9 protein-coding genes are annotated in these 12,255 nt (G+C 61.0%); all 9 read left to right on the top strand.

Features of this window, described 5'->3' with window-relative positions:
- Positions 1–7 precede the first annotated feature (7 nt).
- The 9 genes from pgaA (at position 8) to lepB (ending at position 12,236) form a co-directional block, all read left to right on the top strand.
- Positions 8–2,488 carry a poly-beta-1,6 N-acetyl-D-glucosamine export porin PgaA gene (gene pgaA / locus DBR46_RS11470; protein ID WP_124526271.1) on the top strand — a complete coding sequence of 827 codons (2,481 nt, stop codon included), beginning with the start codon at positions 8–10 and terminating at the stop codon, positions 2,486–2,488.
- 12 nt (positions 2,489–2,500) lie between these two features.
- The gene (pgaB, locus tag DBR46_RS11465) at positions 2,501–4,504 is read left to right on the top strand and encodes a poly-beta-1,6-N-acetyl-D-glucosamine N-deacetylase PgaB (protein WP_124526270.1); all 2,004 of its coding nucleotides are present in this window, start codon (positions 2,501–2,503) and stop codon (positions 4,502–4,504) included.
- A gap of 2 nt (positions 4,505–4,506) precedes the next feature.
- Positions 4,507–5,847: a poly-beta-1,6-N-acetyl-D-glucosamine synthase gene (pgaC, locus tag DBR46_RS11460; RefSeq protein ID WP_017739205.1), complete on the top strand. Its 1,341-nt coding sequence runs from the start codon at positions 4,507–4,509 to the stop codon at positions 5,845–5,847.
- A 2-nt stretch (positions 5,848–5,849) separates the two neighbouring features.
- Entirely contained in the window at positions 5,850–6,332 is a 483-nt protein-coding gene (gene pgaD / locus DBR46_RS11455; RefSeq protein WP_124526269.1) for a poly-beta-1,6-N-acetyl-D-glucosamine biosynthesis protein PgaD, read from the top strand.
- 624 nt (positions 6,333–6,956) lie between these two features.
- On the top strand, positions 6,957–7,622 hold the full coding sequence (locus DBR46_RS11450; protein ID WP_124526268.1) for a hypothetical protein: 666 nt from the start codon (positions 6,957–6,959) through the stop codon (positions 7,620–7,622).
- A 50-nt stretch (positions 7,623–7,672) separates the two neighbouring features.
- Positions 7,673–8,143: a hypothetical protein gene (locus DBR46_RS11445; RefSeq protein ID WP_124526267.1), complete on the top strand. Its 471-nt coding sequence runs from the start codon at positions 7,673–7,675 to the stop codon at positions 8,141–8,143.
- A gap of 330 nt (positions 8,144–8,473) precedes the next feature.
- A complete protein-coding gene (locus tag DBR46_RS11440; protein WP_124526266.1) occupies positions 8,474–11,062 on the top strand; it encodes an autotransporter outer membrane beta-barrel domain-containing protein in 2,589 nt (862 codons plus the stop codon).
- A gap of 73 nt (positions 11,063–11,135) precedes the next feature.
- Positions 11,136–11,438 carry a hypothetical protein gene (locus DBR46_RS11435; protein ID WP_124526265.1) on the top strand — a complete coding sequence of 101 codons (303 nt, stop codon included), beginning with the start codon at positions 11,136–11,138 and terminating at the stop codon, positions 11,436–11,438.
- A gap of 9 nt (positions 11,439–11,447) precedes the next feature.
- Positions 11,448–12,236 (top strand): signal peptidase I, encoded by a 789-nt coding sequence (lepB, locus tag DBR46_RS11430; RefSeq protein ID WP_124526264.1) that lies wholly within the window; start codon positions 11,448–11,450, stop codon positions 12,234–12,236.
- Positions 12,237–12,255: the final 19 nt, after the last annotated feature.

Here is a 12,255-nt window from a genome sequence, read left to right as displayed (position 1 = left end):
TCACGATATGCTGCGAAACCTCCCACTCAGTGCATCAGGCCGGTTACGACTGCTGATCGGGGCAGCCTTGTGCAGCCAGTTGCTGATGCCCGCTTTCGCCGTGGCCGACCCTGCCTACGATGCCCTGATCATTCAGGCGCGCAACGGCAATTTCACGCCGGCCCTGACCCAATTGCGCCAACTCCCTGCCGAGCGCCAGACGCCGGGCCAGGTCAGCGATCACCTGGTAATTGCCGGTTGGGCCGGGCAGGACGCCGAAGTGCTCAAGGTGTACGAAGCCCAGGGCAAAAACCGCACCTTGACGCCCCAGGCGCTCGCCACCGTCGCGCGTACCTATCGCAACCAGAAGCAGTGGGCGCAAGCCGAGGCGGTGTATCGCCAGGCGCTGTCGCGTGAGCCGAACAATGTCGACCTGCAACTGGGCCTGGTCCTGGCCCAGGCGGACGGCGGCAAAACCACCGAAGCCGTGCAACGCGCCCGCGCGCTGGTGGCGGCCAACCCGAATGACCCCAACCGGCGCATGGCCCTGGGTTACGCGCTGACCCGAGCCGGTTTCAACTACGACGCGTTGTTTGAATTCGACCAGGCGTTTATCCGCGCCGGTGACAAACCGGAAGTCGCCCGCGAATACATCGTCGCCCTGCAAAAGGCGCGCTTGCCGGAGCCGGCATTACGCCTGGCGGCCAAGCGCCCGGGCCTTATCGACCCGGTGACCCAGCGCCGCCTGGAAGGTGACCTCGCCGCCGAACGCGTGCGCATGGCCGAGTTCGCCACGCGCAGCGAAAAGGAGCGCTACGTCATTGCTGACCGCGCGCTGCAGGATTACGACAAGCTCCTCGCCCGCTGGACGCCCGACCCCACCGCCAAGGACGACGTGGTGGTGTGGCGCATCGACCGCCTGGGCGCACTCAAGGCGCGGGCGCGTACGGCTGAGGTGATCCGCGAGTACGAAACGCTCCAGGCCGAAGGGGTGAAGTTGCCCACTTATGCCGTGCGTTGGGTGGCTGCGTCCTACCTCGACCAACGCCTGCCGGAAAAGGCCGCGCCGCTGTATCGCCAGGCGATTACGGCGCCCGATGCCGACGTCGGCGACCGTGTCGAAGACAGCACCGCCTTGTTCTACGCCTTGCTCGAAAACGACCAGGTGGACGAGGCGCGGACTGTCGCCAAGAACCTGGCCGACAGCCAGAAACCCCGGGTTGAACTCAAGGGCCTGCCGATCGGCAACCCTAACGATGAGTGGATGGACGCCCAACAATTGGCCGCGCAGGCCGGCACCTATGGGGCCGATCTGCCGTCCAGCGAGAAATCCCTGGAAGAGCTGGTCGGCAAGGCGCCTGGCAGCATCGGGCTACGCCTGGCGCAAGCAGAAATGTACCGCGCACGCGATTGGCCACGGCGCGCCGAGCGTGTCCTCAAGGAAACGGAGGCGCAAAGCCCGCGTGACATCGGCCTGGAGATGTCCCAAGGCTTCACGGCCCTGGACCTGCAGGAATGGCGGCAACTCGACATCCTCACCGACGATGTGGTCGCCCGTAACCCGGACAACCGCCAGGTACAGCGCCTGCAACGCCTGCGCGACGTGCATGACATGGCCGAGCTACGGGTCGAGGCCTACACCGGCAAAAGCTTCGGCGGCGGCAACAACGGCGACGCCGGGGCCGTCTCGGGCAGCCGTGACTGGGGCATTGAAAGCCGGATCTACACGCCGCCCATCGACGAAGATTGGCGCCTGTTCGCCGGTGCCGGTTATGCCACTGCCGACTTTGAAGAAGGCACCGGCCACCACCGCTGGCAGGTGGTCGGCGTCGAGCGGCGCACCCGCGACATGACCATTGAAGCCGAGGTGTCCAACCACTCCTACGGTGATGGCTCCAAACAAGGCGCGGCGGTGTCGATTGCGCGGGACATCAACGACAACTGGCAATACGGCGGCAGCCTCGGCTACCTGCTGTCCACCACACCGCTACGGGCGTTGAACGAGGGGATCACGGCCAACGGCGGCAGCGGTTTCATCCGCTGGCGCGCCAACGAAAGCCGCGAGTGGAAACTGACCCTCAGCCCGTCCCATTTCAGTGACGGCAACGACCGCTTCGAAGCCCTGCTCAGTGGCCGCGAAGGCCTTTACAGCTCGCCGAAAGTGCAAGTGGACCTGGGCCTGGAAGTCGGCGCCAGCCGCAACAGCAAGGAAGACACGATCTACTTCAACCCGAAGTCGGACTTCACCGTGCTGCCGGTCATCAACATCAACCATGTGCTCTATCACCGCTACGAGACTCAGTGGAGTCAGCAGTTCCAGGTCGGTGCGGGTACCTATAGCCAGCAGGATTATTCCACCGGTGGCATCGGTCTGGTGGGTTACGGCCAACGCTACCGCTGGAATGACGTACTGGAAGCCGGCGCGAACCTGAGCCTGATCAGCCGACCTTACGACGGCGATCGCGAACGCGATCTGCGCCTGCTCGTCGACCTCACTTACCGTTTCTAGAAGAGCCTGACCATGACCGTCCTCAGCCGTTGCTTGTTGATTCTGGGCGTAATGCTGGCCAGCGCCTGCGCCCAGCAACCCGCACCTTTCACCCCACCCGCCGAGCGGCCGATTGCGCCCAACGAAGCGCCGTGGCCGAAAAACCATTTCCTCGGCATTGGTTACCATGACGTCGAGGATCGTGACCCCGATCAGGCGGTGGTGGCGGTACGCACCGAACGTTTGATCGAGCAGCTCGCCTGGTTGCGCGAGAACGGCTACCAGGCGGTCAGCGTCGACCAGATCCTCGCGGCCCGCAACGGTGGGCCAGCGCTGCCGCCGAAAGCCATCATGCTCAGCTTCGACGACGGCTACTCCAGCTTCTACACGCGGGTGATGCCGATCCTGCGTGCCTACCGCTGGCCGGCCCTGCTGGCGCCGGTGGGTTACTGGATCGACACGCCGATGAACCAGCCGGTGGACTTCGCCGGCCAACCACGGCCGCGCGGCGAGTTCCTGACCTGGCAGCAGATCCGCGAAGTGTCCCAGTCGGGCCTGGTGGAAATAGCTGCGCACACCGACAACAGCCACAAAGGCATCCTGGGCAACCCCCAGGGCAATCTGGAGCCGGCTGCCACCACGCGGCGTTATGACCCGGCGACCAAGCGGTATGAAACCGAAGCGCAGTTCCAGGTGCGCATGCGCGCTGACGTGAAGGCGATTTCCGACAAGATCCGTGCAGTGACCGGCAAAGCCCCACGGGTGTGGGTATGGCCATACGGTGCGGCTGACGGCACGTCGCTGGCCGTGGTCGATGAACACGGCTACCAGATGGCGCTGACCCTGGACGATGGTCTTGACGACTCCACCAAGCTGATGAACAGCCCGCGTTTCCTGGTGGCCTCCGACCCGGACGGCGAACATTACGCCAACAGCATCGTCGCCGTGCAGACCAAGGCGCCGATGCGGGTGCTGCACGTGGACCTGGACCATGTCTACGACCCGGACCCGGCCCAGCAGGCGCGCAACCTCGACCAACTGATTCAACGCGTGGTGGACATGGGCGCTGTGACGGTGTTCCTGCAAGCCTATGCCGATCCAAAGGGTGACGGCCTGGTGCACTCGCTGTACTTCCCCAACCGTCACCTGCCGATGCGTGCCGACCTGTTCAACCGTGTCGCCTGGCAACTGCACACCCGTGCCCATGCCAGCGTCTATGCCTGGATGCCGGTGCTGAGTTTTGCCCTGGATCCCAAGCTGCCACGCGTAACCCGCTGGGACCCGAAAACCGGCCAGATCGGCCTCGACCCCGATCAATACCAACGCCTGTCGCCGTTCGATCCAGAGGTGCGCAAGATCATCGGCGAAATTTACGAAGACTTGGCGAGTATCAGCAACAGTGGTCTCGATGGCGTGCTGTATCACGATGATGCGGTGTTCAACGACTTTGAAGACGCCAGCCCTGCGGCGCTCAAGGCCTATGCCGCCAACGGTCTGCCGAACACCATCGAAGCCTTGCGCGCCGACCCGGCTGTGATGCAGCGCTGGACCCGCTTCAAGAGCCGTTTCCTGATCGATTTTACCAACGAGCTGACCGCCAAAGTCCGTGCGATCCGTGGCCCGCAGATCATGACCGCGCGCAATATCTTCGCCGAGCCGATGCTTAACCCGCAGAGCGAAACCTGGTTCGCACAGAACCTCGACGACTTCCTCCAGACCTACGACTGGACCGCACCGATGGCCATGCCGCTGATGGAAGGCCAGACGCTGAAAAACTCCAACGCCTGGCTGGAAAAACTGGTGGCTACCGTCAAGGCGCGTCCCGGTGCGCTCGACCGCACCGTGTTCGAACTGCAAGCCAAAGACTGGCGTACCAAGGAAGCGCCGGACATCAGTGCCGAGCAGTTGGCTGAATGGATGGGCGTACTCAAGCGCCAGGGTGTCACCAGTTTTGGCTACTACCCGGACAACTTCCTGGAAAACTCCCCGGACCTGAAGACGATACGTCCGGCCATTTCCAACCAATGGAACCCTTGACCATGTTCGACAGAATCCTGGCTTTATTCGTGCTGGCATTGGTGTTGGGTGTGCCCCTGGGCCTGATCTTCCTGGTCACCGGGCAGTTCCTGATGGACTTCGTGTTTTTCTACCCGCTGTTCATGTCGGCGCTGTGGATTGCCGGCGGCCTGTACTTCTGGCTGCACTGGGAACGCCACTGGCCGTGGGAAGAGGACACCCCGGCGCCGACCCTGGCCGGCAACCCGCTGATCTCGATCATCATCCCTTGCTACAACGAGGGTGATAACGCGGCCGAGACCATTCATGCGGCGCTGGACCAGGTGTACCCGAACATCGAAGTGATCGCCGTCAACGACGGCTCCAAGGACAACACCGCCGCGGTCCTCGATGCGCTGGCCCTGGAACACCCGCGCCTGCGCGTGTTGCACCTGGCGCAGAACCAGGGCAAGGCCGTGGCCTTGCGCATGGGCGCGGTGGCCGCGCGCAGCGAGTACCTGGTGTGCATCGACGGCGATGCGCTGCTCGACCGCAATGCGGCGGCGTATATGGTCGCGCCGATGCTCGACAACCCGCGCCTCGGCGCGGTGACCGGCAACCCACGCATCCGCACGCGCTCGACCTTGATCGGCCGGGTACAGGTGGGCGAGTTCTCGTCGATCATCGGCTTGATCAAGCGTACGCAGCGGGTATTCGGGCGGATCTTCACGGTGTCCGGGGTGGTGGTGGCGTTCCGTAAAAAGGCGCTGGACCGCATCGACTACTGGAGCACCGACATGATCACCGAGGACATCGACGTCAGCTGGAAGCTGCAACTCGATCACTGGGCGATCTTCTACGAGCCGCGTGCACTGTGCTGGATTCTCATGCCGGAAACCGTCGGTGGCCTGTGGAAACAACGCCTGCGCTGGGCCCAGGGCGGCGCCGAAGTGTTGTTCAAGAATATCCGTGGCATCTGGCAATGGCGCCATCGCTACCTGTGGCCGCTGCTGTTCGAATACTGCCTGTCCACCGGTTGGGCCTTTACCTTCCTGCTCTCGGTGATCTTCTGGGGCCTGGGTAAATTCATGGTGTTGCCGCAAGCGATTGCCGTGGATTCCCTGGTGCCACCGGCATTTACCGGCCTGGTGCTGGCGATGGTGTGCCTGGTGCAGTTTGCCGTGAGCATCCTGATTGACCGGCGCTACGAAAAAGACCTGTGGAAAACCCTGTTCTGGACGGTGTGGTACCCGATGGTGTTCTGGCTGGTCAGCTTGTTCACCACCCTGGTCAGTTTTCCCAAGGTGCTGTTCAACCAGCACCAGAAGCGCGCGCGCTGGGTCAGCCCGGACCGCGGGATCAAACCAGCCAATGAGGACGTGTGATCATGAAACTGATCAGAACTCGCCAAAACTCGGTGATGTGGATCATCGACGTGGTGCTGACCCTGTTGGCCTGGGCTGGGTTGATCTGGCTGCTGGCGCGCGGGATCAACGCGATGCTGGAAACCCACGGCGGCCCGCGCATCGAGGCGCCGATCTTCGCCGCGCTCAACACCTTGCAGATCTACCTGTGGATCGCGTTGTTCAACGCGCTGATCCTGGTCTCGTGGGCGCGCTACCAGCAACGCAAGGGCCGCAAATTCGCCCAGCGCCGTGCCGAGGCGAACGCACTCAGCGACAAGAACCTCAGCGAAAGCTTCAAGCTCGGCGAGGGTGACCTGGAGCAACTGCGCAAGCCGGGTGTGCTGGTGATCCACAACGACGAAGAGGGCGGTGTGGAGGAAGTGAAATCCCACGTCTCCCGTGATGTGGAAAAGCCGACATTGACCCTGGTGCCCGGCCAGGATCGCGGCAAAGACGCCAGCTGATCTACGCCCTGTAGATCATTTGGAATGCAGTCAATGTGGGAGGGGGCTTGCCCCTGTGACGGCCTGGCAGTCGGGCGATTTTTACCGGGTGTAAACCGGCTCTAGTGTGGGAGCGGGCTTGCTCGCGAAGACGGCCTGTCAGGCGGTTGAGTTGTGTTGGTTGCACATCGCTCTGAGGTGGGAGCTGGCTTGCCTGCGATGACTATCTATGTGGCGCCGGGGCTTTTGGGTCGGAGTACATATCCATTGCTGCGGTCACGGCCACTTAGGGTTCCGCTCTTACAGCGGCCCACGGATTCAAGCCTGTGTTCGGGCAGCGTGGTTAACGGGGCGCCTAAGATCAAGATCAAAAGCCAGAGCTTCGGGGTTTGTCAGGTCCAGTCGTTGTGTAGATACCTATGCCCCGATAGCGGAATGTCAGCCAGCTCATCTGGTACTGACCCACTGCTATCGGGGGCAAGCTGATGAGCAGATTCAAAGCGTTCAGAGGGTATCGAACGCGCTAAAGCAAAATTCAGGCATCAAAGCAGCTTTGAATTTCCAACTCGAAAAAACGTCTGATAGAGCAACCGATATTTTGATTGAACAAAACATCAGAAATATCACTGTTAAGGTAGCACCTTGATGACCAAGTATAAGTTGGAGTTTCGACATAGGCCTGACTGCGCAGAGCCTATACGAGAAAAGCACAGCAGGTTCTTGGCGCAGCTAGCGGGTTTAGGCGCTCCGTGGAGTCTAGTCGATACGATTGAACTGCCCGATATTGAAGATGAGCTTGTTGTTTCGGTTTCGTTGGACAAATTACTGCCTTCGGGAGTGAAAGGCAGAATTTCCTATGCGCTAAGAAATCAACACTATCTGGAAGATGATGCACAGTTTGATGACACGCTATTCATTGAATTTGCTGGCGGCAAGGTTGATTGTCCAGATTTGATAAAGCGAGTGTTCCCACAGTACATAAAAGCGTTTGCAGCCTATCGAGCCGCCCTGCATGACTGGCGTGTCACGCGAAGTGACTGGCCTATGGTCGTGGCGGCTTGTGAGGCGACAAAAAAAGACGTTAACGGAAGAGATGGGGTTTTTCGTATAAATGCAGCTAATTATTTTGATCGGGAACTATGCTCTCGTGCTTTTGGGAAAAGCCCGAAGCAAATCGTTGATTGTCTGAGCAACCATGTCGAAAGTGTTTCAGAATTCGATGATGGTGTATTAATAGTCGTCCGCTATAGCCCAATGTCTGCCAATGAGCTAACGGAGGTGAGCAAGGGTTTGGAAGAGATTCTGAGTTAGGGTCGAAGGTCAAATAATCAAAACGCCACAATGGAGTTGAGGTATCTAAAATGCCGGAATGGTCATCGCTGCACAACTCAAGAACCGGGGACATCGTCAGCGTACGAGAACCGTGTGTGCTCGCTTTGGAAGACGGCGTTTATAAAATTTCAGACGATCAATACATCCTGGCGGATGCGTTTCTCGATGAGGGAAATGAAAAACACCGGTTGGTATCCGTCTACTGGGCCAGCAGTGAACCCGGCTTTCGAAGAGCGTATTCCATGGACATTGAAAACGATGACCTGGCTGTACGCCCGCCACCGACCGAATTGCTGCCGGTGGGCGCCGATGGGACCTATGGCCAGATAAAAAACGCGCTAGCGGCGGGCTCGTATATGGAATGCGCCTCCTACCGCGTGATGACTGACGGCGCATTTGTCCACAAGAGCCTGGAGCACGCATCTGCCACTTATTACTTTCGCTTGCCTGAAATCCTCAGCGACGAGTTGCCTTTCGCAATCGTGTGGAAGTGTCGATGATCGTTCCCTAACTGCGACCCAGTTCACAAAGCACCACCCCCTGCGCACTTCGTTTGAACATTCCGTTTATTCCAATGTCATTACCCCGCCCACCCTATAACCGGTCGGGCTGCATGGACTGCAGCGTTTTTAAATGACATTAAGGATTGATGTGAACCTTCCCCCCTTATTCCCCTGCCTGCCACCGCCCCTTGCGGTGCGTCTTCGTGCGCCTGGGTTTTATGCGGGCGCCCTGGGGGAATGCATTCGGATCAATTGATCCCTTCACTCGGTACACCGACTGCCGCCGGGCCTTTTGGCGGCAGTGAGCCGTAGTTCATGGAGTTAGAAATGAAGCGCAAGACGTTCCAGAAAACCTTGTTGGCCATCATGGTCGGCGCAATCAGCACACAGGTGCTGGCCGTTGAGTTCGACCTGGGGCAGGGCAAGAATATTTGGGCCAGTGAGACCTTCAGTGAGCCCGTGACCATCACCGGACAGCTGTCCCAAGTGGTCGACCCCAGCACCACCCTGCCAGCGGGCCTGGGCTTTACCGATACCCACATCCAGGGTTCGCTGATCAACCGCGCCGACATTACGCTGGACTCGCAAGGCAAGACGATCCGCGCGATGGCCATCGACCCGATGTACTGGACCGGCCCGAGCAACCTGCCCCCCAGCAGCATCACGGGGGATGTGATTCAGGCCGGCAATATCCTGATGAGTCATGGCGGCTATGAAGGGCTGGAGATCGGCGACGCGACCATTGGCGGCAGTGTGATCAACTCGGGCACGATCCGCTCGACGGCGCCGCTGCCGAATGCGCCGACGCTGGGTTTCGTGGGCGGTGGCGAAGGTATTTACCTGCACGGCACCACCATTGGCGGCGACGTTTCCAACACCGGCGTGATCAACATGGACGGCCGTGGCGCCACGGGTTTGATCCTTGATATCGATGGCGCCACCCCGACCACCATCGGCGGCAAGATCCTCAACTCCGGCTCGATCATTGCCACCGGTGAGGATGCCCTGGGCATTGAAGTGGAAACCGCGACCAGCGCGCTGCGCATCGAAAACAGCGGGCTGGTATCGGCCGACGGTACAGAAGCTCGCGGTGTGCTGTTTTATAACGGCACTATCGATTACATCCTCAACACCGGCACGCTTGAAGCCAAGGGCACCGATGCCAGCGCCTTCGAGTTCCAGGGCGCCACTTTCGCCACCAACAGTGCGAGCGGCGCCCGTGGCATCGTCAACCGTGGCACCATCACGGCCGACGGCACCGCGATCCTGGTTAACGCCGCTGAGCAAACCTCGCCGTTTGAAATCAACCAGCAAGCTGGTGAAATCCGCAGCAACTCGGGGGTTGCCGTGGACGCCGCCAACCTGGCGACGCTGAACTGGACCGGCGGCGCCATCGTCGGCGACTTGCTTGACCTGAGCGCGGTCAACGTCGCAGGCCAGGCGAACTTCACCGGCTCGCGCATCATTGCGCCGGTCTCGGTCAACTCCGGCTCCTTGAATCTTGCTGCACAAGGCACCGCCATCACCGGCGACCTCAACGTCGCCAATGGCGCCGGCATCGACATGCACCTGTCCGACAGCGTGGTGCCGACCACGGCGTACCTGACGGTCAACGGCAACGCCACCTTCGCCAACGCCTCGAAGCTGACCGTGAGCGCCAACCCCGGCGACTTCGCCAGCACCAACGACGGCACGCAATACACCCTGCTGCAAGCCACCAGCGTGCAAGACAACGGCCTGTCGGTGAACAGTGCTTCGGCCTTGCTCGACGTGCTCAGCTATTCGGCCGATGCGCAAACGGTCAAGGCCGTGGTGGCGGTCAAGGCCGACGGGCAAGTCCAGGAAGAGCTCGCCGGCGTAGGGGCCAGCGCCGCCTCGGCCACGGCGGTCAACAGCTTCAAGAATGGCGTGCTCAGCCGCCTCGGCAGCGACGACCAGGTCTTCCAGGCCCTGGCCAACGCCGGCACGGCTGCGCAACTGGCGCAGATCAGCGACCAGCTCAAGCCGGACGTCAACCGTGGCGCGCTGGACGTGGCCTTGTCCGGGCAAACCGTGGTCAACGGCGCGATCTTCAATCGCCTCACCGAGCAGCGTGAAAGCCAACAGCGCGGCGGCGTCTGGGTGCAGGGCCTGAGCAGCAACATGGACCAGGACGGTCGCGGCGGCGCCAACGGTTACTCGGCCAACAGCAGCGGCATGGCGGTGGGTGTGGACGGTCGGGTCAACGACACCACCACCCTGGGCGTGGCCTACAGCTACCTCAATTCCAACATCCATTCGGACCTGGGCAACAAGACCGACGTCGAAGGCCATGCGCTGTCGCTGTACGGTAACTGGTCGCTGCAAGACTGGTTTGTCGATGGCAGCCTCAGCTACGGTCATAACGACAACGAGAGCAAGCGCCACATCGCCGGCACCACGGCCAAGGGCCGCTACGACAGCAATGTGTTGTCCGCCAGCGTGATCGGCGGCTACAGCTTCAAGCCGTCGCAAGCGGTAGTGATCGAACCACGCGTTGCCGCGCGTTATGCCAACGTGCGCATGGACGGCTACGACGAGAAGGGTTCGTCGGCCGCGCTGAGCACCCGTTCGCAGCGTTATGAAGTCGGCGAGTTGGGCGCCGGTGTGCGCCTGGCTGGCAACCTGCCGATGGGCGCGGGCAGCTTGCAGCCGGAAGCGACATTGATGGCGTATCACGACCTGATGGGTGATCGTGTCGCGCAAACCTCCAACTATGTGTTGGGTGGTTCGGCGTTTACCGTCACCGGTGCGTCGGTGGCGCGTGACAGCTATGAAGCCAGCGTGGGCGTGAACTATCAGGTGTCGGACTTTACCGTCGGCGCCAGCTACACGCGCCAGGCGCGCAGTGGGTTTGATGCCGATGGCGTGATGCTCAAGGCGCGGTACGCGTTCTAACGGCATGCGCTGCACTTGTGGCGAGGGAGCAAGCTCCCTCGCCACAGGGGCGGTGTGATTTTAGAGAGGGATTATGAGTCGATATGCAGGAAAACCGTTTCTGCGGCTGTTGGAATGCTACGTATTGGCAGCCATTGGTGAGCTGAGCGATGAGCAGCAGGCGACCTTGCGCGCCATGGAACCCAAGCTGCACGAGGTGTATGGCACGTCAGGCAGTTGGCAGGCGGTGATCGAAGCACAAATGGATTTCCCCGCGACGGTCGCCGACAAGATCAAAGAGATATGGCGCACCAACGCCGAGAAGTTTGCCAGCGCCGGTATCCCGATCAACGCTGAAGATTTCGCGCAACACTTTGTGGACACCAATTTTCCTTAAGGACCCTCAATGAAACCCGCAAAACTCTCCCTGCAAGCCTTCCTGATGTCCTGCCTCGTGGCGGGCTGGGGCCTGGTCTACGTGGGCCGGATCAAATGGGCGATCTGGGTCGCCGCGATTTTGTACGGCGGTGTAGTGTTGCTCGGCGTCTGTGGCCTGATCGCGTCGCCCATCGGGCTGTACGTGTTTGCCGCCTTCGCGATTGCGGTCAAGCTCAGTTCCGCGATTGTGTCGGCGGTGTTGGCACGTCGTTACGACGGCCCCCCAGACGTGCCGCGCAAACGCTTCCACGCGCTGTATGTGGGCGTGTTGATGGTGATCACGTTCGTGCTGATGGAAGTGCTGCGGGGGCCGTTGATGGGCTTCAAGAACTACTACATTCCGTCGGGCTCGATGGCGCCGACGCTGTCGATCGGCGACTACATCGTTTCCGATCTCAAGGCCGGTGCGCCGAAGGTCGGCGACATCGTGGTGTATCGCTGGAACGGCACCGAGGCGATCAAGCGCGTGGCCGGCGTGGGCGGCGACACCTTGGCCATCGTCAATGGCGAGCTGATCCACAACGGTGAAAACCTCGGCCTGTTCCACGCACCGGCTGACCGCGTGAACGGCGCAGCGTCAATGGAGCTGGCGCCGCTTAAAGTCGAGCCGGGTCACGTCTACCTGCTGGGTGACAACCGCAACAACAGCAACGACAGCCGCTTCATGGGCCAGGTCGCCGTTGAGGATGTGGTCGGCAAGATCACCGGGATCTGGTTCTCCGAAGAACGGTCACGCATCGGGACGACGTTCCCATGAACAGGACATTCACCAGAAG

Origin of the sequence: Pseudomonas sp. KBW05, assembly GCF_003852405.1 — a bacterium.
In the GTDB taxonomy this organism is placed as follows: domain Bacteria; phylum Pseudomonadota; class Gammaproteobacteria; order Pseudomonadales; family Pseudomonadaceae; genus Aquipseudomonas.
This window is presented reverse-complemented; position numbering and strand designations above follow the sequence as displayed.

What these genes read in the sequence shown, in the direction of transcription:
- pgaA (WP_124526271.1), top strand. Translation starts at nt 8, where the DNA reads ATGCTGCGAAACCTCCCACTCAGTGCATCAGGCCGGTTACGACTGCTG.
- pgaB (WP_124526270.1), top strand. Translation starts at nt 2,501, where the DNA reads ATGACCGTCCTCAGCCGTTGCTTGTTGATTCTGGGCGTAATGCTGGCC.
- pgaC (WP_017739205.1), top strand. Translation starts at nt 4,507, where the DNA reads ATGTTCGACAGAATCCTGGCTTTATTCGTGCTGGCATTGGTGTTGGGT.
- pgaD (WP_124526269.1), top strand. Translation starts at nt 5,850, where the DNA reads ATGAAACTGATCAGAACTCGCCAAAACTCGGTGATGTGGATCATCGAC.
- DBR46_RS11450 (WP_124526268.1), top strand. Translation starts at nt 6,957, where the DNA reads ATGACCAAGTATAAGTTGGAGTTTCGACATAGGCCTGACTGCGCAGAG.
- DBR46_RS11445 (WP_124526267.1), top strand. Translation starts at nt 7,673, where the DNA reads ATGCCGGAATGGTCATCGCTGCACAACTCAAGAACCGGGGACATCGTC.
- DBR46_RS11440 (WP_124526266.1), top strand. Translation starts at nt 8,474, where the DNA reads ATGAAGCGCAAGACGTTCCAGAAAACCTTGTTGGCCATCATGGTCGGC.
- DBR46_RS11435 (WP_124526265.1), top strand. Translation starts at nt 11,136, where the DNA reads ATGAGTCGATATGCAGGAAAACCGTTTCTGCGGCTGTTGGAATGCTAC.
- lepB (WP_124526264.1), top strand. Translation starts at nt 11,448, where the DNA reads ATGAAACCCGCAAAACTCTCCCTGCAAGCCTTCCTGATGTCCTGCCTC.